This window comes from Streptomyces sp. NPDC001914, from assembly GCF_042891215.1.
Lineage (GTDB): Bacteria > Actinomycetota > Actinomycetes > Streptomycetales > Streptomycetaceae > Streptomyces.
In genome coordinates this window covers 88,482-109,012 of the sequence record NZ_JBIASW010000002.1, presented here as the reverse complement: position 1 = coordinate 109,012, position 20,531 = coordinate 88,482, and the positions used below count along the sequence as shown (strand labels likewise).

The 20,531-nt window shown below is 69.5% G+C and carries 22 protein-coding genes; 7 read left to right on the top strand and 15 right to left on the bottom strand.

Annotated features, from left to right (window positions below):
- Window positions 1-34 precede the first annotated feature (34 nt).
- The 3 genes from ACFYYF_RS05500 (at window position 35) to ACFYYF_RS05490 (ending at window position 966) form a co-directional block, all read left to right on the top strand.
- Window positions 35-175, top strand: a complete 141-nt coding sequence (locus ACFYYF_RS05500) for a hypothetical protein (RefSeq protein ID WP_388771784.1) — start codon at window positions 35-37, stop codon at window positions 173-175.
- 34 nt (window positions 176-209) lie between these two features.
- A complete protein-coding gene (locus ACFYYF_RS05495; protein WP_361677032.1) occupies window positions 210-539 on the top strand; it encodes a hypothetical protein in 330 nt (109 codons plus the stop codon).
- A 97-nt stretch (window positions 540-636) separates the two neighbouring features.
- Window positions 637-966, top strand: coding sequence for a hypothetical protein (locus ACFYYF_RS05490; protein WP_388771781.1), 330 nt, complete (start codon window positions 637-639; stop codon window positions 964-966).
- 69 nt (window positions 967-1,035) lie between these two features.
- Here the strand turns inward: ACFYYF_RS05490 and ACFYYF_RS05485 are convergent, their stop codons facing one another.
- The 12 genes from ACFYYF_RS05485 to ACFYYF_RS05430 all read right to left on the bottom strand — a co-directional run bounded on the left by ACFYYF_RS05485 (window position 1,036) and on the right by ACFYYF_RS05430 (window position 14,222).
- Window positions 1,036-1,548, bottom strand: coding sequence for a TadE/TadG family type IV pilus assembly protein (locus ACFYYF_RS05485; protein WP_388771778.1), 513 nt, complete (start codon window positions 1,546-1,548; stop codon window positions 1,036-1,038).
- Window positions 1,545-1,991: a TadE/TadG family type IV pilus assembly protein gene (locus tag ACFYYF_RS05480; RefSeq protein WP_388771775.1), complete on the bottom strand. Its 447-nt coding sequence runs from the start codon at window positions 1,989-1,991 to the stop codon at window positions 1,545-1,547. The genes ACFYYF_RS05485 and ACFYYF_RS05480 overlap by 4 nt, the downstream gene beginning before the upstream one ends.
- A complete protein-coding gene (locus ACFYYF_RS05475) occupies window positions 1,988-2,368 on the bottom strand; it encodes a TadE family protein (RefSeq protein WP_388771772.1) in 381 nt (126 codons plus the stop codon). Before ACFYYF_RS05475 ends, ACFYYF_RS05480 begins: the two co-directional genes overlap by 4 nt.
- A 90-nt stretch (window positions 2,369-2,458) precedes the next feature.
- On the bottom strand, window positions 2,459-2,710 hold the full coding sequence (locus tag ACFYYF_RS05470) for a hypothetical protein (RefSeq protein ID WP_028805786.1): 252 nt from the start codon (window positions 2,708-2,710) through the stop codon (window positions 2,459-2,461).
- A 66-nt stretch (window positions 2,711-2,776) separates the two neighbouring features.
- Window positions 2,777-3,700 (bottom strand): type II secretion system F family protein, encoded by a 924-nt coding sequence (locus tag ACFYYF_RS05465; protein WP_388771768.1) that lies wholly within the window; start codon window positions 3,698-3,700, stop codon window positions 2,777-2,779.
- Window positions 3,697-4,626: a type II secretion system F family protein gene (locus ACFYYF_RS05460; RefSeq protein ID WP_388772942.1), complete on the bottom strand. Its 930-nt coding sequence runs from the start codon at window positions 4,624-4,626 to the stop codon at window positions 3,697-3,699. Before ACFYYF_RS05460 ends, ACFYYF_RS05465 begins: the two co-directional genes overlap by 4 nt.
- A 230-nt stretch (window positions 4,627-4,856) precedes the next feature.
- Window positions 4,857-6,167, bottom strand: a complete 1,311-nt coding sequence (locus ACFYYF_RS05455) for a CpaF family protein (RefSeq protein ID WP_388771765.1) — start codon at window positions 6,165-6,167, stop codon at window positions 4,857-4,859.
- Complete coding sequence (locus ACFYYF_RS05450; RefSeq protein ID WP_361677050.1) at window positions 6,164-7,024, bottom strand: hypothetical protein; 861 nt, start codon at window positions 7,022-7,024, stop codon at window positions 6,164-6,166. Before ACFYYF_RS05450 ends, ACFYYF_RS05455 begins: the two co-directional genes overlap by 4 nt.
- A gap of 20 nt (window positions 7,025-7,044) precedes the next feature.
- Window positions 7,045-7,776, bottom strand: a complete 732-nt coding sequence (locus ACFYYF_RS05445) for a hypothetical protein (protein ID WP_388771762.1) — start codon at window positions 7,774-7,776, stop codon at window positions 7,045-7,047.
- 371 nt (window positions 7,777-8,147) lie between these two features.
- Window positions 8,148-8,732: a hypothetical protein gene (locus tag ACFYYF_RS05440; protein WP_388771759.1), complete on the bottom strand. Its 585-nt coding sequence runs from the start codon at window positions 8,730-8,732 to the stop codon at window positions 8,148-8,150.
- A gap of 11 nt (window positions 8,733-8,743) precedes the next feature.
- Window positions 8,744-13,324 carry a DUF6531 domain-containing protein gene (locus ACFYYF_RS05435; protein ID WP_388771757.1) on the bottom strand — a complete coding sequence of 1,527 codons (4,581 nt, stop codon included), beginning with the start codon at window positions 13,322-13,324 and terminating at the stop codon, window positions 8,744-8,746.
- Window positions 13,325-13,571: 247 nt separating this feature from the next.
- Complete coding sequence (locus ACFYYF_RS05430; protein ID WP_388771754.1) at window positions 13,572-14,222, bottom strand: hypothetical protein; 651 nt, start codon at window positions 14,220-14,222, stop codon at window positions 13,572-13,574.
- 594 nt (window positions 14,223-14,816) lie between these two features.
- Between ACFYYF_RS05430 and ACFYYF_RS05425 the strand changes: the two genes are divergently transcribed.
- The 4 genes from ACFYYF_RS05425 (at window position 14,817) to ACFYYF_RS05410 (ending at window position 17,687) form a co-directional block, all read left to right on the top strand.
- Window positions 14,817-15,269 (top strand): hypothetical protein, encoded by a 453-nt coding sequence (locus ACFYYF_RS05425; protein WP_388771751.1) that lies wholly within the window; start codon window positions 14,817-14,819, stop codon window positions 15,267-15,269.
- On the top strand, window positions 15,257-15,916 hold the full coding sequence (locus ACFYYF_RS05420) for a hypothetical protein (RefSeq protein ID WP_388771748.1): 660 nt from the start codon (window positions 15,257-15,259) through the stop codon (window positions 15,914-15,916). Before ACFYYF_RS05425 ends, ACFYYF_RS05420 begins: the two co-directional genes overlap by 13 nt.
- Window positions 15,917-15,996: 80 nt before the next feature.
- Entirely contained in the window at window positions 15,997-16,650 is a 654-nt protein-coding gene (locus ACFYYF_RS05415) for a hypothetical protein (RefSeq protein WP_388771745.1), read from the top strand.
- Window positions 16,638-17,687 carry a hypothetical protein gene (locus tag ACFYYF_RS05410; RefSeq protein ID WP_388771742.1) on the top strand — a complete coding sequence of 350 codons (1,050 nt, stop codon included), beginning with the start codon at window positions 16,638-16,640 and terminating at the stop codon, window positions 17,685-17,687. Before ACFYYF_RS05415 ends, ACFYYF_RS05410 begins: the two co-directional genes overlap by 13 nt.
- A gap of 153 nt (window positions 17,688-17,840) precedes the next feature.
- On the opposite strand, the gene ACFYYF_RS05405 is transcribed toward ACFYYF_RS05410, so the two are convergent.
- Genes ACFYYF_RS05405 through ACFYYF_RS05395 form a run of 3 tightly spaced genes read right to left on the bottom strand, consistent with a single transcriptional unit; the run spans window position 17,841 to window position 20,531 of the window.
- Window positions 17,841-18,452 carry a hypothetical protein gene (locus tag ACFYYF_RS05405; RefSeq protein WP_388771739.1) on the bottom strand — a complete coding sequence of 204 codons (612 nt, stop codon included), beginning with the start codon at window positions 18,450-18,452 and terminating at the stop codon, window positions 17,841-17,843.
- Window positions 18,449-19,111, bottom strand: a complete 663-nt coding sequence (locus ACFYYF_RS05400; protein ID WP_388771737.1) for a hypothetical protein — start codon at window positions 19,109-19,111, stop codon at window positions 18,449-18,451. Before ACFYYF_RS05400 ends, ACFYYF_RS05405 begins: the two co-directional genes overlap by 4 nt.
- Before the next feature lie 34 nt (window positions 19,112-19,145).
- On the bottom strand, window positions 19,146-20,531 hold the full coding sequence (locus tag ACFYYF_RS05395; RefSeq protein ID WP_388772939.1) for a hypothetical protein: 1,386 nt from the start codon (window positions 20,529-20,531) through the stop codon (window positions 19,146-19,148).

Sequence of the window (20,531 nt, the reverse complement as noted above, 5' to 3'; positions counted from 1 at the left end):
CGTCGCGCAGGGTGACACCCGTACCCTTCGTATGGTGCTGACCCAGACGTACATCCCGGTCCCGGGAACCACCGACCAGGTCGTCCTCGTCTCCGGAGCCAGTCCGGTGCTCGACGTGGCCGAGGCGTTCCACGACGTCTTCGACGCGGTGACCGGGACGTTCCGGTTCGTCTGAGCGGGACTTCAGGACTCGACAAGGGGGAACGGACATGAGTGGTGGCGGCAAGAGCGACCTCGCGCTCCCGCTGAGCGAGCTGGAGGACTACGGCGGGCGGCTGCGGGACATCAAGACCCGGCTGAACCACACCAAGAAGCTGTTCGAGTCGTACCAGGACGACCTGGGCGACCACACCGTCTACGACGCCCTGGACGACTTCGAGTCCGGCTGGGAGGACGGCCGCGAGGACATCGGCCAGGCCCTCGACGCCCTCGCGAAGATGTCCGACGCCGTGGTCCGCGAGTTCAAGAAGCTCGACGACGACCTGGCCAAGAACGTCTCCGAGGGAGTGAAGACGGAGAAGAAGGACGGGGCGAAGTAGCCCTGTGGCGGAACGGGGCGGAGGTGCCGAGTCGATGCGGGCCGTGGGGTTCTTCTCCGAGCTTCGGCCCGGGTGGGGTCTTCCCCTGGCCGGGCTGATGAGGGACGCCGTGAACACGGTGGGCGAGCCGGACGAGGCCGCCGTCCTCGGGTATCTCCGGGGCGGGGCCGGGATCTGGTCCGAGACCAGTGCCGGGGCCGATGTTCTGGACCCCGGTGGCCCCGTCATGGCCGGTATCGGCTCCCTGTACACGGACGGGACCTGGCTGTGGCGCCAGGATCTGGCGTACTACCTCGCCACCTACCACGTCTCCCTGCCCCCGGACTTCCTCGCGCACGTCCGGGAGGCGGACCACTTGGTCCCGGACGTTCCGGAGGCACGGCTCATGGAGATCCTGAGGCGGGATCTCGGCATCCCCATGGGCTGAGCGGCCCCCGGCTCGGTACTCCGGAAGGGGCTGGACCGAGGGAACCCCGGCCCGGGAGGAACCCGGGGCTCAGCCCACCTCGTTCTCCGCCACCGCCCGGCCGTGGACCGTCACGTCTCCGCCGTAGAACATCCCCGTGAAGACCGGGGAGTAGGTCAACTGGACCTCGACCTCCACCTGGTCGGCGTCGGCGGTCACGCAGTGGGTGGCCGCTACGTCCGCGCCGGACATGCCCATCTCCCGGGCGAACGCCTTCACCCGGGCCCCGCAGTTCTCGAAGTTGATGGGTGCCGGGCCGTTCTCGTTCTCGTAGAGGGACTCGAGGTCGATGTCCTGGGCCGCGTACCGGGCCGCCTGCTCGGCGATGTCGGCGGCCCGCTCCCGCTTGGAGATGGACATCCCGCCGTCGATGACGAAGGCCGAGAGGGAGAGGAAGACCAGCGCGAAGATGATGACCGCGCCGGCGCCCGAGCCCCGGTCGTCGAGCCGTTCCCGGCGCGCGGCGGCCCAGCCTCGTACGGCGGCACCCGGCTTCGGGCAGCCCCACCGGGTCCGCCCCCGTGCCGCGGAGTTCCGCTTCATGCCGTCCTCCGGAACGGGTCGAGCGGTGAACTGAAGGACGCCTCCAGGGTGGTGGGCACATCGAGGCCGATCATCGCCAGGCCCCGCACCTCGCAGCTCACCTCGACGGTGAACAGCGTGTCCGGCTCGAAGCCCGTGCTGGTCTGCGTCACGCTCACCGGACCCGAGCAGATGTCCCCGAGGTCGGCCTCGGCCGCCTTCCTCGCCTCGGCCATGGCGGTCGCGTGGTCCTTCTGGATCGAGCCGGCCCGCGCCGCGTCCCGGGCGGCGCCGTCCAGCGCGCCGCGGCCGTCGACCAGCTGCCCGAAGGCCACCAGCACCAGGATGAAGAGGATCATCACCGGGGCGAGGATGACCACCTCGATGGTGGACAGCCCCCGGTCCCACCGATGCCCGGACACGCGGTCCCGGAGGACGGCGAGCAGGGCCTTCGGTCCCGTCACGGCGCCTCCTCCTCCACGAATCTCTCCACCGGCCCCGACGACTGCGCGTGCACCGTCAGGTTCAGCCCCGGGAACACCGAGGGAACCCTCGCGCTGATCTCGACCCCGACGGTGTCCGGCTCCGGCTGGAGCATCGTCACGTCCGGGGACAGCACCAGCTTCGGGCCGAGCTGGCTGATGTAGCTGTCGACGACGTCAGCCGCCTCGCCGCGCCACGCGCCGGGCTGCGCGTCCGCGGTGGCACGGGCCTTCCGGGCACCCGCCTGCGCCGCCGCCTGGGCGACGTGGTCCGCGAAGAAGTACAGCGCGAACTGCACCGTCGCGAAGATCATGAAGAACAGCACCGGAGTGAGCAGCACGAACTCGATCGCGGTCATGCCGGAGTCACCGCGGGCGGAGGCTGCCTCCACCCTGCGGCGCACCCAGCCCCGTACCCCTCGGTGTTCGCGCACTCGCATCCCCGGAACTCAGCAGGTCTTGCCCGCGTCGGCGCCCTTGATGCAGTCGCCGACCTTGTTGGCGCCGTCGCTCAGCGCGGCGTTGATGATCGCGGCCACCACGCCGACGATGGCGACGACGACGGCGGAGATGATGACCCACTCGACCGCGGACGCGCCCCGGTCGAGTTCGCCGGAGCGGGCACGCTGCACCCGGCCCTGGAGGAAGGTGATCAGGAAGTCCACCCCCGGGATCCCGGTGCTGAAGTTCCGTCCGTTCATGATGAGTTGTCCTCTCGAAGGAAAAGTAGTGGCCGACCGGTGACCCCCGCGGGCACCGCGGACGATTCAGACCTGGAACACGCGCATCGCCGCCGGGAAGATCAGGAAGACCAGGAAGCCCGCGCACAGCAGCAGTTGGGCGACGAGCATGGACTGCGACTTCTCGCCCGCACTGCCCTCGATCTCGGAGAGCTCGCGATGGCGCATCGTCTCGGCACGCGAGGCGAGCGACTCCCGCACCTTGGCCCCGTCGTCCGCGACCAGTGCCAGGGAGGCCGACAGGTCCTTCAGCTCCTCGACGCCGAGCTCCTCGCCGAGCGAGCCGAGCGCCTGCCACTGGCTGATACCGGTGATCCGGGCGTCGGCGAGCGCGTTGCGGATGCGCTGCGTGGCCCAGCCGTCGGAGATCTCGGCGGCGGCCATCAGCGCCTCCGGCAGACCGCGGCCGCCGGCCAGGCTCATCGACACCAGGTCCAGATACGCGCCGATCACGCGCCGCAGGTCGCGCCGCTTGTCCACCGCGTCCCGCCGCACCTCCAGATCAGGGAGGAAGAAGAAGACGGCCGCGAAGAGCAGCGCCAGCCAGACCGGGATGATCGGGCTGGTGCCCACCCCGAGCGTCCACACGACGGCGAAGAGGAACGGGCCGAAGAAGACGCCGGCAGCGGCCAGCAGCACCTTCGTCGCCAGGAACCTCTCCCAGCTGCGGTCCAGCACCGCCAGATCGGCGCGCAGCGAGCGCTGTTCCCAGCCCTGCTGGAGATAGAAGTCGGCGACGCGCCGGCCGACCTGCGCGCGCAGGCTGCCGAGGCGTCCGCTGTCCCGCTGCCCCTGGTGCGCGGACTCGTACGCGGCCCCGCGGGCCCGCATGGCGTCGATACGGGCGACCTGCGCGACCGCGCTGCGCTTCGACGGCATGAGGGCGCGGACGAGGGCGTAGAAGCCCAGGCCCAGGACGGCGCCGATCAGGATCGGCATGGTCAGGTTCATCGGCGTACCGCCTCATCCCCGGAAACCGGTGTACGGGGCCGCACGAACCGCACGGACGACTCGTCCCGTACCAGGAACCGCTCCGGCGTCTCGATCGTGGACAGCTTGCGCAGCCACCAGAAGCCGAGGCCGAACAGGCCGCAGACACAGGCGAGTACGAGCTGGCCGACCGCCGTGCCGTACGGCTCGACGAACTCACGGTTGAAGATCGACAGACCGAGGACGAAGGCGATGGACACCGCCACGACGATCTGCACGGAACGCCGGGTCGAGGCACGCTGGGCCATCACCCGCTGCCGCATGTCGACCTCCTCGCGCGCCGACTTGGCCAGGGCGCCCAGCACTTGGCGCAGACCGGGCCCGCGCAGCCGCGCGTTGAGGATGAGCGCGGCCACGATGATGTCGGCGGACGCGTCGTCGATCTCGTCGGCCAGTTGCTGCAGTGCCTCGGGAAGCGGCGTCCGGGAACGCAGCCGGTCCACCAGCGCGTCCAGATGGGGCCGCAGTACGGGGGCGGAGGCGCGCGCCGAGGCGGGGATGGCCTGCTCCAGGCCGACCGCGCCCGCGATGGTGTCGCGCAGCGACTCGGTCCAGGAGGCCAGGGCCTCCACACGGCGCATCGCGGCCCGTTCCTCGGAGGCGCCGCCGAAGAGCTTGTCCCAGAAGAAGACGAGGACGCCGGCCGCGAGACCGGCGACGGCCCAGCGGGTCAGCAGGAGGACGACGAGGCCGGCCATGGCGGCGATCGAACCGCGCTGTCCGGCGAACCGGATCAGCTCGGCCGCACGCTCGCTCGCCCGCTGCTTCTCGTGTTCGGGCCTGGCGGGCAGTCCCCGTACGGCGACGGCGAGCAGCGCGAGGCCGCCTCCGACGGCCACACCGCAGCCGAGGGCGTACAGGACGGGCAGGGAGAACAGTCCGCCCATGGAGCCGAGCGAGTCGAGCGCGGCGAGCGAGGTCGTGCCCGGGCCCTGGACCGGCGCCACGGCCCCATCGAGGTGCGCCACGGCCGCATCGAGATGCGGCGCGACGGTGTCGAGATGCGCCACGGCGGTGTCTAGGTGCGGCGCGGCTGCGGTCAGGTGCGAGACGGCCGCATCGAGGTGCGCCACGGCCGGGGCCGGGGCCGTGGCTGTCGTCATGTCCTGGGTCATCGTCACCAATTCCCGCTGCCGGGCAGCCGGTAGCCCTGCGCGATGAGCTCGTCGAGGCAGGCGATGGGCGCGTGCGGGACGATCCGGCCGTCCGGGGCCTCGGCGAACACCTCGCTGGACAGCACCCGTCCGTCGACGCCGTTGACCTCGCGCACGGAGGTCACCATGCGCTGGAGGCGGCCGCCGGACTCGTATTCGTTGCGCCGCTGGATGAAGACCACGAAGTTCACCGCGCCCGCGATGAGCATCTGGCTGGCCTCGATGGGCAGTCGCTCGGTCGCCTGGAGCGCGTACGTGGAGATGCGGTTGAAGACCTCGCTGGAGCTGTTCGCGTGGATCGTGGAGAGCGAGCCGTCGTTGCCCTGCGACATCGCGTTGAGCATCGTGACGATCTCGTCGCCCAGGACCTCGCCGACGATGACCCGCGAGGGGTTCATGCGCAGCGACCGGCGCACCAGTTCGGCCATCGTGATGGCGCCCTGGCCCTCGGAGTTGGGCAGCCGCTCCTCGAACGCCACGACGTTCGGGTGCAGTTCGGCGAACGTGTCGAGGCCGAGCTCCAGCGCCCGCTCGACGGTGATGAGCCGCTCGTGCGGCGGGATCTCGTTGGCGAGCGCGCGCAGCAGCGTCGTCTTGCCGGCGTTGGTGGCGCCCGCGATCATGATGTTCTTGCGGGCCCGGACGGCGCAGGCGAGGAAGTGCGCGACCTCCGGGGTCAGGGTGCCGTTGCCCACGAGGTCGGACATGAAGACCTTGCCCAGGCGCGCCCGGCGGATCGACAGGGCGGGCCTGCGTGTCACGTCCATGACGGCGGAGAGGCGGGAGCCGTCCGGCAGCCGCAGGTCGAGCTGGGGGTTCGCGGAGTCGAAGGGCCGGGACGACAGGCCCGAGTACGCGCCGAGGACCTGGATCAGCTCGATCAGTTCCTCGTCGGTCTCGGCGACGGGGTCCCCCTTCGTCTCCCGGCCGTCGGCGTAGCCGATGAAGACCTCGTCGTACCCGTTGATGTCGATGTTCTCGACTTCCGGGTCGTCGAGGAGCGGCTGGAGACGGCCCACGCCGAAGAGCGCGGCGTGCACGGCGGCCGCGTACTGCTCCTCGGTCTCCGCGTCGAGCGGGGTCCGGCCGAGGTTGATCTCGATTCGGGCGTGGTCCTCGAGGATCTGGGCGATGACGGCGCGGGCGTAGTGCCGTTCGTCCTCGCCGGACATCGGGGTGACGCCGCGGACCTGGTCCTCGCGGCGCTGTTCGGAGATGCGGTCGCCGGCCTCCTGCCGGAACCGCTTGACGAGCTGGTGGTCGACGGTGGTCATCGGCCGGCTCCGGCGGCGGGCTGTCCGTGCCCGGCGTTCGGTCCGTCGGCGGGTACGGACCAGGCGGCGCCGTACTGCTGGTACAGGTCCGCGGTCACCTTGCGGGCCGAGCGGATGAGCAGCGACTTGTCGAGGCGGCCGCGTCGGCGGCCGGCCAACTGGGCTGCGCCCGCGGGGTCGTCGGCGATGGTGCCGACGACACGGGCTCCCGTCTGGGCCGCGACGAGCATGTCGTTGACCTGGTGGACGAGCTTGGCGGAGTCCCCCGGGTCGGCGACGAGGACGACGCCGATGAACGGGGTGGCCAGTCCGCCGGCACCCCGCGGTCCGCCGTGCAGCTTGGCGGAGAGGGCGGCGGCACGGTCACGGACGCGGGCGATGGCCTCGGGCTCGGTGCGGGAGAGCAGGAGCACCAGGGCGGCGTGCGGGAACAGTTCGGCCGCCGGGGTGTCCCCGCTGATCCGGCCGCAGTCGGCGATGACGTCGGCGGGCGCGTTCGGGGAGTCGCCGAGCTGCGCGAACGCCCGGCCCAGGGTGGGCCAGAGTCCGGCGAGACCGGCGGCCTGCTCGGCGATCCCGAGTCCGACGAGGACGTCGAGTCCGCCGCTCAGCGGCTGTACGTGGTCCCAGAGCTGGTCGGGGACCAGGCCGCGCCGGGCGGTCGCCGCGATCGACAGCATGCCGGTGTTCGGGTTCAGCGGGCCGCCGTGGGCCGCCGCGCTGCGGTACACGAGGTCACCGCCGGCCGGGTCGGTCTCGGCGAGCAGGACCCTGCGGGGCCAGACCGCCGCGAGCGCCACCGCTGCGGTGGTGACTCCCGGCGAACCCTTGTCTGCGGCGAGGGCGATGAGCGCCATGTCTGTCTACTCACTCGCCTCTAGTTGCCGGGGACGATGACGAGGGCGACCTGGCCCGCCGAGGACGCGGCGGCGACGGCGGCCGCCTGGCCCTCGTCCACGATCAGGGTGACCGGCAGGTTGGTGCTGCTGATCGTGCTGTCCGTGTCGCTCTTGACCGAACCGACCTTCGCCTTCTCGACGATGGGGGCGCCGTCCGCGCTCGACGAGGCCGAGCCCGACGAGTTGGACGAGCCCGACGAGCGGCTGCCGCCGGTCGCGGTGTCGCCGACGCGGTAGACGGCCACGGTGTCACCGGACTTGATGCCCGAGGGGTACTGGCCCTCCTTGAGGGCGACCCCCACGGATGCCTTGCCGGCGGGAAGCTCGGCGCCGTTCGCGAACATGTCGCCGATGACCACGGTCCCCTTGTAGATCGGGGACTTGGCCTTGAGCTTCTTGAGTGCGGCGAGCTGGTTCCACTTGACGTAGTTGATGGAGGAGTCCTCCGCGACCAGTACGGAGGTCACGTGGCCGCCCACGGACTCGCCGGCCTGGATGTCGCTCGTCACCTTCACGACCTCGACACGGTCACCGGCACGCAGCACGAGCATGGTGGCACCGAGGGCGCCTACGAGGATGAGCAGCACCGCGAGCGCGGCCAGCGCTGGTTTGCGCTCGCGAGGCGGGGTGGGAAGCCGTTCGCCCATCGCCGGCTGGGCCGACGTGACGGAACGGTTGCCGCCCGGCCCCGTACGCTCTTGGATTTTCACGCGACCGCTCCCCGTACACCCAAGAAAATGTCTGTCAATTCATGCGCCAAGCAGGACACTTCACCACGGAGCCCCTTTACGGGACGGACCGTGCGACCTGGTCGAACATCCGGCGCCGGGGCGAGTGTCAAGCCATGGCACCGTATCAGCCGCACATAAGCCCCTCAAGGCGCGTCAAGACCCCTGAAGCGCACCCGACTCGACGTTATCGACGCGCAACGACGGCTGTTCGGTTCCGTGTTGAACGCGGCGACCGACCTGTCCGCCACCTGTGCGCCAGCGAATCGCCCTCGCCGGCCGGGGCGTCCGTCACGGCCCGTGCACGAGGCCTGCACGAGGTGCTCACGCACGGGGCGGTCGGAGAGCCCGGCTCAGAACCCCCACGGGCTGGGATGAGGCTTGACGGCCGGGTCCTGCGACCAGACCAGGCGGGCCTCCAGGTCGTCCCCCAGGAGCTCGGTGAGACGGTCGACGGCCCAGGCGTTCCACTGCACGCCGACGGGGAACTGCGGTACGCGGAAGGACGGCAGGGCGAGCGGGAGGGCGTCCGGACGGAAGACGGTCTTCTGCATCTCGCCGGTCGCCTTCTTCGGCTGCGACGAGGCACGGGTGTCCACGCAGTCGACGACCTGGTCCACGAGGTGGAGCAGGTAGGCGTCCGAGGGCGACCCCTCGACGCGGACCGGAAGCAGGCCGCCCGACTTCTCCAGGTCGTCCCGCAGCCGCTCCGCGAGCGGGCCGGCCAGGATCGGAGCGCCGGGATAGTCGGACGCGAACTCGGCCTTGCGGGCCTTCGGATCACCCGTCCACTCCGCCGCGAACGCGGTGGGCCGCGGCGCCCGGTCGCCCTGGAACTGCCAGCGCTTGAGATCGATGAGCGAGTCGTCCAGACGCAGGGTGCGCAGATTCCGGGCGCTCGGCATGAGCCGGTACACGGCCAGGGGTTCGGAGTTCATGAAGGACATCATCACGCCGTCCAGTAGGCGGTGCTCGGCACCGCGGTGGTGACGCCGGACAGCTCGGACTCGATCTGCCGGCCGATACTGCGCAGTTCCCTCCGAAGCGTCGTACGGATGGCGCGGTCCCCGAAGCCCCGGGCGACGCGGTCCGCGACGACGTTGTGCAGATGGGCGTCGAGGCGGCCGAGGAACCGGTTGCTGTGCGTGAAGTTGTGCGGCCTCGGATGCCCCAGTGGGATGCCGTTCGCCGCGTCGTTGATGTCGACCTTGTACTTGGCCAGGAGCGACCGCATCCGTGGGCCGCCACCGCGTGAGAACCCGGAGGGGACGATGTGGGCGGCCGCCTGGCCGGGTCCCACCGCGCGCCCCTCCTTCGCCATGTTCTCGCCGAGGATCTTGGAGCACTGCTTCAGGCCCAGATAGTCGGACCACAGCAGCGGGTTGACGACGTAGCGGCGCGGGTTGGGCCCGGCGTCCATGCCCAGCGGATCGGGGCTGAGATAGACGGCCGACGCCGGGTCGTAGTGCCGGAAGAAGTTGTGGTGCAGCCCCGTCTCGGCGTCGTGGTACTGGCCGGGGAAGCGCAGCGGGGTGGACGCCCCGGAGCCCGGCGCCGTGCCTGGTCCCGGGCCGAAGAGGGTGCCCAGACCCCACAGTGTCGTGTCGCCGCGCCAGACGATCGCGCCGGTCTCGTCGACGAGTTCGGTCGGGGTGCCGACCAGGTCCGTGACGATGGCGAAGAACCGTTCGTCGACGACGTCCTGGGGCGCGCCGGCCAGGGTCGTGCGTTCCGTCTGGGTCAGCGGGCGGGTGTCGTCGCGCTCCCAGGTGAGCGTCGTCTCGCGCACGGCTCCGCCGTCCGCGCCGGCCACCCGGCTGGTCTGCTCGACGAGGTGCGGGCCGTCCCACACGAAACGCGTCTCCTCGGCGACCGTGACCCCGTCCGCCGCGAGCCGCCGCTTGGCCACGCGGCGGCCGAGCGCGTCGTGGAGGTAGTGCCACCGTGTGCCGTCCGGCGTGGTGACGCCGACGAGCCGGTCCTCGGCGTCCCAGGAGTAGCGCCAGACGTCCGGCTTGCGCGAGAGCCTGGTGCGGCGGCGCAGGATCACGCGGCCGGCGTCGTCGTACTCGTAGTGGACGGAGCCGGCGCCGACGAGGCGGTTGCCCGCGTAGGAGCGCGTCCCGCGCGCCTCGGGCTGGTCCCGGTACGCGGGCCAGTCGGCGCCGGTGACGTTGCCCGTCCCGTCGTAGGCGTACGACTCGGTCCAGTCGGCGGCGCGCACCGCGGTGACCTGGCCCAGGACATCGAGGTCGAAGGTGCGCCGCCCGGCGGCCGGGTCGTCGATCCCGGTCAGGTTCCCGTCCGCGCGGTAGGTGTACGTCCGGCGGAGCGGCCGACGGGAGGAGCGGGTGTCCTCCAGCGTCTGGGAGCCGAGCCGGTCCCCGGTGTCCCAGGCGAAACCGAGGGTGAGGCCGGGCCCGAACGCCCGGGCCGTCTCGCGTCCCGCGGCGTCGTAGGAGGAGGTGAGGAGGTGACCCGAGGCGCTGAGCGCCGTACGGTTCCCCGCGTTGTCGTAGGTGTACGTCGTCGTGGCACCGGCCGGTGTGACACGGCGGACCGGCCGCCCCGCGGCGTCGTACGACGTGGCCAGCTCCCGTCCGTCCACCGCCTCTCCGGCGATGCGCCCGGCCTCGTCGTAGCGGAGCGTCAGGGTGGCGTCGGGGCCCACGGCCCGCAGCAGACGGCCGCCGGGCGTGTGCGTGAACACCGTGGTCCGGCCGTCAACGGTCTTCTCGACCTGGTTGCCCACCGCGTCGTAGGCGAAGGTGGTGCTCTGCCCCAGCGGGTTCGTCCGGCCGGTGAGCCGGCGCGCGGCGTCGTAGGCGTAGTGGACCGTCCGCCCGTCGAAGTCCGTCTCGGACGTCGGGCTGCCCACCGCGTCGTAGGTGTAGTCCCAGGTCAGCCCCCGTGGATCGGTGACCTGGCAGAGGCGCAGCTCGCTGTCGTGACGGAAGGCGTAGCGGGCGCCGTCCGGTGTCGTGCGCGCGGTGAGCAGATCGAAGGCGCCGTACTCGAACCGGGTGACCCGGCCCAGCGCGTCGGTGTGCGTGAGCCGGTTCCCCTCGCCGTCGTACGTCCATGCCTCGGTCGATCCGTCCGGGCCCGTCCTGGCGGCGAGATGTCCCTCCACGGTCCATTCCTGGCGGGTCGCCTCCCCGACGGGGTCGACGACGGAGGTGACCCGCCCGAAGGCGTCGTACCCGAACCGGGTCTCCGCGCCCAGGGCGTCGCTCGCGGAAACGATCTGTCCCGCGGGGTTGTTGACGAACCGCTGGACGGCCCCGAGCGGATCGGTCACGGAGGCGACGGCGCCGGTGCGGTCCCGGGTGAACTCCGTGGTCGTCCCGTCGGTGTCGGTGAGCGACGTGCAGTTGCCCCGCTCGTCCCACTCCTGCCGTACGACCGTGCCGTCGTATCCCGTGAGCTCGACGGTCAGGCCCTGCGCGTTGTAACGGGCCGCGGACACCGCCCCGTCGGGGAGGGCGACTTCGGTGAGCCGGCCGAGGTCGTCCCACTCCATGCGCGTGACCTGCCCCAACCGGTCGGTGTGGGAGGTCCGTTGATCCCGCCGGTTCCACTCATGGAACTCGGTGTGGCCCAGCGCGTCCGTCTCCGCGATCAGTTGGTAGGCGTCGTTGAACCGGTAGACGGTGGTGTGCCCGAGAGAGCTGACGGCGCGGGTCAGGTGCCGCTCGTCGTCGTAGTCGAAGGTGTAGTCGAGGATTCCGTGCACACCGCTGACGGCGACACAGCGGCCTCCGTCGTCGTACGTGTACCGGTACCAGGCTCCGTTGCGGTCCTCCCAGCCGGTGAGACGGCCGCGGTCGTCGTAGGCCAGCTTCAGCGGCCGGCCGGAGGAGTTGCGGACCTCGGTGAGACGACCGTGCGGGTCGTAGCCGTACGTCATGAGCGTCGGCCGCGCGGGGTCGCTGAGCAGGGTGAGGCTCACGACCCGCCCCGACGCGCAGGCCACACCGACGCGGTAGCCGCCGTGGTGGACGATCTCGGCCGGGCTGCCGTCGGCGGCGTACTCGACGGTGATCGTGTTGTCGTTCCGGTCACCGATCGCGGCGAGGGGCAGTTCTTGCGGCGGCCGGCCCTCCCGGGGTCGGAAGCTCAGCGTGCGGCCCGTCTCCGACTGGCTCACCGTGAGGGTTCCTCCGGGGCCGCCGTCCCAGCTCAGCGGCCAGTGCGGACCCTCCACGGGCAGGACGGGCACGTCCGGTTCGGGCACGGGGTAGGTGAGGATCATGCCGTCGGCGGCGAAGAACCGCACGCCCGTGGCGTCGAGGACCAGTCGCTGGTCGAGCGTGGAGGACCAGGCCCGCCCGAAGTGGCGGCCGCCGGTCAGACCGGTGCGGTGGTGGCGCTCCAGCACCAGGGGCAGTACGCCGTCCAGGGCCACGTCCGTCTCGGACATCACCATCTGGCCCGTCGCCATGTCGATGGGATCGCCGCAGGTGAAGAGCTTCTTCATCGGACGCCCCAGCGAGCGCGCGCTCTTGCCGAACCCCTTGGCCCCCAGCGCCATGCCCTTGAGGCCGGTCTTGCCGAAGGCCTTGAGGCCCTTGAGTCCCTTGGCGAGTCCGCCGAGGGTGGTGAGGCCCTTCATGCCGGGTATGCAGTCCAGCGCCGCGAAGCCCACATCCCACAGAGACGCCTGGCCCTTCGCGTATTTGTTGAGCGTGTCGGCGAGGACGACGAGTGCCGCGATCAGCACGATCGCGCCGAGGATCGGCCCTCCGATGATCATCGCGACGATCCCCAGCACGGCCACGACGACCTTGCACACCGTGACGATGGTGTCCCAGTTGTCGGAGAACCAGTCCCCGACCTCCTCCCACCACTTCCGGTTACGGATCCCCGCGTCCGACGCCTCGTCGATCTTCGACTTCGCGTCCCGCGCCGCCTCCTCCCGCATCTTGCGGGCATCCGCGGCCATCTTCTTGGCCGCGTCCAGCGCACTGTTCGCATCCGTCACGTCCGACCGGGCGCTGGTCTGCGCCGACTTGGCGTGCTGCGCATCCCGCGTCGCGGCACGGACCTTCGCCTCGTCCGGCTTCTCCGCGTCCTTGCTGCCCGTCGGATCGTCCTTGTACTTGTCCGCCTCCTTGCCGGCCCGCGTCACCCACGAATCAGCCGACGCGAGCCGGGACTTGGCCGAACTGAGGTCGGCCTGAGCCTCCCGCCCCTTCACCAGCGCCTTGTCCGCCAGCGCCTGCGCCCGCTCCAGCTTCGGCCAGTACTCCCCGAGCGCGCCCCCCGCCATCTCGTACGACTTCTTCAGCTTCTTCAACTGCTTCGGCACACCCGAGAACTCGGCCTGGAACGCCTCCGCCGACTTCCCCGCCCACGCCAGAACGGCGTCCTCGCCCGCCATCCCCTTGATCAACCGCAACGCGTCCGACACGTCATCCGCGAAATCCAGCAGATCCTTCGACAGCTTCCGCACCCGGTCCGGATCACCCGGCGTCGGATCCCGCTCCAGATCCAGCACATGCCAGTCACCCGGCCGATTCCCCGCCACGCCGCAACCCCCGTCACGTCGGTCCCGTCAACACCCGTACGCACAAGCGAAGTTACTGGAGAGGCCACGGGGTGAGAAAGGGAAGGCGTCGCGGGAGGCCCCTGGGACGGCGACGGGGCAGGCCCCTGGGGCGGCGCCGGGGGAGGCCTCTGGGGCGGCGCCGGAGGAGGCCCCTGGGGCGGCGCCGGGGGAGGCCGCCGTGGGTGGCCATCATGGAGGTCGGCCTCCGCGGCAAGTCGCCGTCCGCCTACCGGTCCGCGAAGCGGAAGGTGGAGGTGACGGCGTCGAAGACGTCGAAGAAGGAGTCGGCGAGGTCGAGGACCTGGCTGCTGCCGGCGACCAGGGCGACCTTGCCCTCCTGACCGGGCACCGGGATGAACGTCTGCATGAGCACGGCCCGGATCGTCCGCTGGAGGCTGTCGTCCGGGACGACGATGTCCTCGATGCCGTACGTCCGCGCGGCGGGCCCGACGCCGGGTATCTCGACGGTGGTCACCTTGCGCCAGGCGTCGCCCTCCTTCTTCGCCTCCCGTGCGGCGAGCTGTCCCGCGATGACCTGAGGGTCGGTGGACAGCGGCTCACCGGTCCGCGAACGGCCACCGACGATCGAGACGGTGACCGAGCCGGTGATCGGGGTGTCCCCGCCGAAGGACTCCGCCATGCAGCCGCAGTACAGGGCACCGGACTTCCAGGCGTCGGCGGCGGCCTTCCGGAGGAAGCCGATGTAGGTGTCGCGATACGGCGCCAACTCCGGCCGTTCCTCGATCCGTTCGCTGACCATCCGCCGGATCGAGTCGTCCCGCGACTCCGGCCGCACGTCGAACTCCCACCAGGATTCCGGCACCTTGATCCGGAATCCGCCGCGCTCGACGGTAAGGGTTTCGATGTAGCGGTCCATGATGCCCCCGGGTTGGTCGCTCGTCCTTCAGTACGAACCGGCCACGCCCGTGCGACCCGTTCGGCTCGGATCAGCCTACGAGGTGGAGCACACGCGGAGTCAGCGCCGTACCGCGCTCCCGACCAAGGCGCTGATCGCCAGCCGGACTTATGTGAAGGTGTCGAACGCAAACCCTGGGTGAGATGTGGAAGGGGTCTCGTCTCCGCACGGGCCGATGTGTCCCGGAACACCATCAGGCGGTCGTGGACGGCCACTTCACCCCGGAACACCCCCGTATGCCCGCGTCCGGCCCGGGGTTTCCGCCTGGCGAAACCAAGAGCCACATGGATACCGTCATTGCCCTTGACCGACTTCGCTCAACCGATGTCCCACGGGGAGCCCCTTGTGAAGCGCCGCACTTTGCCCGTTGCTACCGCGTTGGCCGCGACAACAGCCTTGCTGCTGACGGCTTGCGGCGGCGGGAGCGGCTCTCGCAGGGCGAGCGACGAGATCACGGGCACCGATACCGGCGCCGCGACATCCCCCTCCTCGGCTTCGCCCGGTCCGAACACGTCCGCCGGCGTCAAGCGGCCCGACATCACGCTGCCCCGTGACGTGAAGGACGACTTCGAGAACTGGAAGACGGGCGACGCGACCAAGGACGCCGTCCTCGCCGACGCCGGTCGCGCGCAGACCGCGACCAACTACGCCATCGTCAAGAGCGACCCGGACGAGCCGGCTCTCGCCTTCTACCGGCAGGGCGACGCCCTCGTCGGCGGCGCCCAGTGGGTCAAGTCGTTCGTGGACGCCGGAATCACGTACACCGGCACCGTTCGGTACTTCCGTCCCACCGTGACGCTCTACGGAACGACATCTGCGGGAGTCACGTTCTGCACGGACGAGAGCAAGGCGTTCAACAAGGACGTGAAGACGAAGAAGGTCGACAGAACCCCGGCGACCAGGAACTCGTACGTCTACTACAACACTCACCTGAAGAAGGCCGGCAACGGCGTCTGGCAGACGACGCAACTGGTCTCCGAAAGGGGAAACAGCACGTGCGCACGCTGACGTCCCGGAGCCGGGGGCTCACCGTCGGCGCCCTTGCAGCAGCCCTGCTGCTCACGGCCTGCGGCGGCGGGAACGACGGCCGGAAGACGAACGACAAGATCGCGGGCGCCGAACAGGGAAGCGCCCGTTCGACCACCCCCGGCGCGAGCGCATCGGACGACGCCGACCGGCCGGACATCACCCTTCCGAAGGACCTCGGCGACAAGTTCGAGAACTGGAGTACGGGCGACGCCGCGAAGGACGCGGTTCTCGCGGATGTCGGGCGGAGGGTCGACGCGACCAACTACGCCATCGCCGAGGGCGACGCCGGACTACCCGCTCTCGGCTTCTACTACCGCGGCACAGCGCTGGCCGATGCCGAGGACTGGGTCACGTCGATCGTGAAGGACGGCTACTCGATCACGGGCGTCAACCGCTACTACAACGCCGAGATCGACCTCTTCGACTCCGCCTCGGCCGGCGTCGTGTACTGCGAGGACCAGTCCAAGGCGTTCGCGAAGGACCGGAAGACGGGCGAGGTCGTCAAGACGGCTGTGACCGCCAAGTCCTACGTCCGCTACTCGACGCGACTCGAGAAGAACGAGAAGGGCGTCTGGCAGACGACGAAGCTCACCTCACAGAGGGGCCACACGTCGTGCACTCCGTAGCCGCGATCGCCCCCGCACCACACCGCCGCCGTCACTTCCTCGATCGAATTCACGCAACCGATGTCTCCCGGGAGTCCACTGTGAAGCGCCGTTCTTTGCCCGTTGCCACCGCGTTCGCCGCGACGACAGCACTGCTGCTGACGGCCTGCGGGGGCGGGGACGACTCCCCGAAGGCGAACGACAAGATCGCGGGCGCGGAGCAGGGAAGCACCCGTTCGGCCACCCCCAGCGCGAGTCCTTCCGACAACGCGGACCGGCCTGACCTCACCCTCCCGGGCGACGTGAAGGACGAGTTCGACGGATGGAAGACGGGCGACGCGACGAAGGACGCCGTCCTGGCGGACGCGGGACGGGCGCAGACCGCGATGAACGACGCCATCATCAAGGGCACCTCGGACACCCCTGGCCTGCCCTTCTACTACAAGGGCAAGGCTCTGACCTCCTCGGTCAAGTGGGTCCAGAAGTGGCTGGATGCCGGAATCACGTACACGGGAACCACGCGCTACTACAGCCCGAAGGTCGAGATATTCGACAGCAAGTCCGCCGGTGTCTCGTACTGCGCCGATGAGAGCAAGGCGTACAACAAGGACCGCAAGACCAAGAAGGTCGACAGGACACCCTCCGGGAACGACGCCTACGTGCTCTACAACACGCGCCTGGAGAAGACCGCTCAGGGCGTGTGGCAGACGTCCGACGGCACGTCCGTACGGGGGAGCAAGACGTGCGTACGGTGACCGGGCGCCGCGCAGCCGCCACCCTCGGAGCGCTCGCGATCACCTGCGCGCTGTCCGTGCCCACCACGGCGTTCGCCAAGGATCCCGGGGGCTCCCAGTTCGACGTCGAGGGCGACAACCAGCAGGACGGGGGCAAGACCCTCGAATCGCGGATCGTCTACAGGGGATCCACCGGTGGATCGAGCGGCAAGCGTTCGGGCGGGTTCACTCCCGTCGGCGACTGGGCTCCTCCCGCCTGCTGGTACGAGCCCAAGTGGACGCCGGCCGAGTTCGCCAAGGAGTTCGAGAAGGAGTGGGACATACCGCACGCCAGTGGCGTGGGAGAGGCCCACAGCCTGGCCGAGGAGCACTACAAGAACGGCGAGCCCTACAAGGACTTCAACAAGTCCGAGACGGGCAAGGGCCTGTGGTGGGACGCGGTTCGTGACCCCGACCGCGAGGCATCCGGCGATCCCGCCGCTTTCGCCTGCGACACCGCCACGTTCTGGGTGGAGAACGGTGAGACGCCGACCGTGAAGAACGCGGTGACGCCGGAGATTCTGGCTCAGCTCGCCTACGGCCGGATCAGGGTGCCCGACACCGAAGTCACGCTCGCACCCAGGGACGTCACCAAGGTCAACCTGCCCACCTGGGCCTGGCTCGACAAGGCCACCTTCAAGGACGTGTCCGTCACCGCGTCCCTCGATGTCGCCGGCCTCGCCATCTCCGCCACCACCAACGCGAAGCCGGTCTCCCTGACCCTCGACCCCGGCACCGGCGACGCCGTGACCTACCCCTCCTCCGGAGAATGCCGCCTGAACGACGACAACTCGATCGGCGAGCCCTACGCCAAGGGGAAGGCCGCCAAGACCCCACCGTGCGGGATCAAGTACCTCCGCTCATCCGGCGACGGCACCTACAAACTCCGGGCCACCATCACCTGGGCGGTCACCTGGACCGGCACCGGCACAGCCGGCGGCGACCTCCCCGACGGCACCTTCGGCACGACCCAGGACATCACGGTCCAGGAAATCCAGTCCGTCAACCGGGACCGGTGACCGTGGCCGCTCGAAGGGGGCGGTCAATTCAAGCCTGTTCTTTCTGCGGGTGACCCCTGATGGCCCGTCCAGCAAGACCCAGGGCATCACCCGCTCCAGCCCATCAACCGGCGCTCCACCGCCGCGGTGCGCGTGGTGGGCGCTTGCCGCCTGTCACGCCCAGTGCAGCGTTCCGGAGACCGTGTCGAACAACTCCACCATCCGATCGGCCAAGGGATCGATGGGCGTGGAGAAGTTGAGCAGCAACCAGCTCTTCGTCGCCGGAATCCGGACGTAGTAGGTCACGTTCGTGGTCGGAAGGGTGTTGCCCATCTGAGCCGCAGGATCGGGGGCTTCACGCTGACGGTGGCGCACGGCCCTACCCGCCATCGCCAAGTCCACGACGCTCAGCTCGGCGTCCTCACCGACGTCACCACCGGCCAGATGCTCCGCCAGCTCGTCCGCGTCCTCGCACTCCGGCCACTCACCCGGTGCCGGAAGGCTGATCAGCAGAGAGGACGCCAGTGGCACCGGGCCGATCGTCAGCGTGGACAGATAGAGCTCGATGCCCCCGACCTGGTAGGCGTCCTTGGCCTTGCGCTGCAGGTCCCGCATGAACTGGTCCCGGAGGTGGGGTGCGTTGTCCACCCCCCGGAACGTGCGCTCGGCAAGGGCGATGATGCCGCGGTCACGATCGTCCGGATCGAGCTGCAGTTGGAACCAGCCGTCCGGTACGACGATGTTGTAGTCCTGCGGCGGTGCGGTGAAGTCCGCTGCGTGCCTCATTCGGCGACCCCGTCGGCGATCGAGGAACCGTCACCCGTGGCCAGGGGGGTGAGCCGCAGTGTCTGTACAGCCTCGTCGGCGAGCTCGGTGATCTCCTCCGTACGGGCGATCGCCTCCCAGGTCACGGTGATGACGACCAGGCTCTTCATACCGGGCGGGAAGACCGCGTACTTGATGAACTCGGTCAGCTTTCGGCCGAAGCCGAACATCCGCTTCACCTGGAGCATCGCCTGGACCCGCACGGCAGGCCCGGCGGGCAGGTCGAGATAGGTGATCTGAGGATCCCCCGTCACCTCGCCGTTCGCCCACTCCAGGAGGACGGGCTGGACCTCCTCCCGCGTGGGGCGCTCCACTCCCTCGTCGCCGTACGAATCGACCATGAGGTTGGCCAGAGCCTCGCCGCTCTCGGTGTAGTAGGCCGCCGCGAGCGTGGGGACGTCGTCGTTCAGATCCACGGCCCGCTCGACCATGTCGTCGAAGACGGCACTCTTCTCGATCTGCAGGGCGAGCGGGTTCAAACTGTTCACGACTTGGGTGGCCAGCGCCTTGGCCTCGGCCTTGGTCCCCTCGCGGAGCGTCAGATCGATCCATCCGGGCTGGAATTCGAAGCGGCACTCGAAGTCCTCCACCAGGGGAGCGCCCTCGTCCGGAGTGGTCATGTCTTTCCTTTCGCGCCGGGGCGTGGTCATGGGATCAGCCCAGGAGCGGGTTGAGGTTGCCGTCCAGGCCCAGGCCGCCCAGCGTAATCCCACCGCCGACCAGCGACATCCGGGTGGCCGTCTTGGAAATCTTGTTGAGGGCATTGGTGTCGAACTGTCCGCCCAGCGCCGATGTCCCCAATTTGATGGACTTGAGATCGGAGGCCACGCCTGGATCCGCCATGGAGAAGGACTTCCCGAGGCCCTTCAGAGGATTCCCGCCTCCGCGCCCCGAGAGTTCGTTCATGGCTTTGCCGTAGTTTCCGCCGCCAGGCTTGAGAATCTTGAGGTTTTCGCTCCATGCACTCTTGGAGAACGGTTCGGTGAAAGGCTCCTTGAGTGACTTCCACACATCGCCCTTCCCCAGTTTGAAGGACTTTCCGGAGAGCCTGCGGAGGTTCTTGTTCGCGCGGCTCACCTGGCGGACGGTTCTGGCCGCCCCTGCCCTTCCCAGCTTTCCGAGGGCGCCCTTGGCGAACTTGCCGGCGATCTTCGAGAAGCCCTTGCCGACGCCCATCATGAGAAACCCGAGTGCGGCCAGACCCAAGTCCATCCACTCGGCGTTGCCCTGGAGGACCTGTACGAAGGTCGCCACGAAGTTGATGAGTGTGGCGACCATCGCGATGGCTCCCAACACTCCGGCCAAGGCCTGACCGATCACCGGAATCCAGCCGACGACGAGCGAGAGAATCCCGCACCATGTGGCGATGGTGGACGTGATGTCCGCGATCGCCTTCACCAGCGTGTCCCAGAATCCGTCCTTCAGGGAATCGTGGCTGATGACGGCGTCTATGGAGTCGCGGGCCCGCCTGGCCGCATCGTCCCGGATCTTTCTCGCCGCATTGATCTTCTCACGTGCCGCGTCGATCTCGCCGCCCGCGGCGTCACGCCTGTCCTCAAGGTCCTTGCGGTCCTTGTCCGCTTCTTCCTTCTTCTTCCCCTTGTCCGACAGGCCGTCCAGGCTCTTCTGGGCGGTCCCTTTACGTTCGTCGGCGTCCTGGGCGTCCTTCAGGGCCGCATCCGCGATCTCCTGGGCGCGGTTCAGATCTGAGGCGTAGCCGCGGGATGGGGCATGGAGCTTGTCCTGGTAGCTTCCCCCCACCTCCACGACTTCGGAGCCGATGGCGGTGGCCGCCGTGTCGTATCGCTTGAACGCGGCTTCGAGCTTCTTGACGTTGCCCTTGGCCTTCTCCCGGAACTCCTTGCCGGCCTTGCTGTCCCAAGCGTCGACCTCGGCAACCGCCTTGAGATTACGGATCTGCCGATCGAGTTCCTCAGCGGTCTTGCGCAACTGTCGTCCGAGGGCGGCCATACGGTCGGGATCGCCTGGAATGGGATCACTGTCGGCGACCGGATGCCAGTCGTGCGGCCGTCCGGCCAT

What these genes read in the sequence shown, in the direction of transcription:
- ACFYYF_RS05495 (WP_361677032.1), top strand. Translation starts at nt 210, where the DNA reads ATGAGTGGTGGCGGCAAGAGCGACCTCGCGCTCCCGCTGAGCGAGCTG.
- ACFYYF_RS05490 (WP_388771781.1), top strand. Translation starts at nt 637, where the DNA reads ATGAGGGACGCCGTGAACACGGTGGGCGAGCCGGACGAGGCCGCCGTC.
- ACFYYF_RS05485 (WP_388771778.1), bottom strand. Translation starts at nt 1,548, where the DNA reads ATGAAGCGGAACTCCGCGGCACGGGGGCGGACCCGGTGGGGCTGCCCG.
- ACFYYF_RS05475 (WP_388771772.1), bottom strand. Translation starts at nt 2,368, where the DNA reads ATGACCGCGATCGAGTTCGTGCTGCTCACTCCGGTGCTGTTCTTCATG.
- ACFYYF_RS05470 (WP_028805786.1), bottom strand. Translation starts at nt 2,710, where the DNA reads ATGAACGGACGGAACTTCAGCACCGGGATCCCGGGGGTGGACTTCCTG.
- ACFYYF_RS05465 (WP_388771768.1), bottom strand. Translation starts at nt 3,700, where the DNA reads ATGAACCTGACCATGCCGATCCTGATCGGCGCCGTCCTGGGCCTGGGC.
- ACFYYF_RS05460 (WP_388772942.1), bottom strand. Translation starts at nt 4,626, where the DNA reads ATGGGCGGACTGTTCTCCCTGCCCGTCCTGTACGCCCTCGGCTGCGGT.
- ACFYYF_RS05455 (WP_388771765.1), bottom strand. Translation starts at nt 6,167, where the DNA reads ATGACCACCGTCGACCACCAGCTCGTCAAGCGGTTCCGGCAGGAGGCC.
- ACFYYF_RS05450 (WP_361677050.1), bottom strand. Translation starts at nt 7,024, where the DNA reads ATGGCGCTCATCGCCCTCGCCGCAGACAAGGGTTCGCCGGGAGTCACC.
- ACFYYF_RS05440 (WP_388771759.1), bottom strand. Translation starts at nt 8,732, where the DNA reads ATGAACTCCGAACCCCTGGCCGTGTACCGGCTCATGCCGAGCGCCCGG.
- ACFYYF_RS05430 (WP_388771754.1), bottom strand. Translation starts at nt 14,222, where the DNA reads ATGGACCGCTACATCGAAACCCTTACCGTCGAGCGCGGCGGATTCCGG.
- ACFYYF_RS05405 (WP_388771739.1), bottom strand. Translation starts at nt 18,452, where the DNA reads ATGAGGCACGCAGCGGACTTCACCGCACCGCCGCAGGACTACAACATC.
- ACFYYF_RS05400 (WP_388771737.1), bottom strand. Translation starts at nt 19,111, where the DNA reads ATGACCACTCCGGACGAGGGCGCTCCCCTGGTGGAGGACTTCGAGTGC.
- ACFYYF_RS05395 (WP_388772939.1), bottom strand. Translation starts at nt 20,531, where the DNA reads ATGGCCGGACGGCCGCACGACTGGCATCCGGTCGCCGACAGTGATCCC.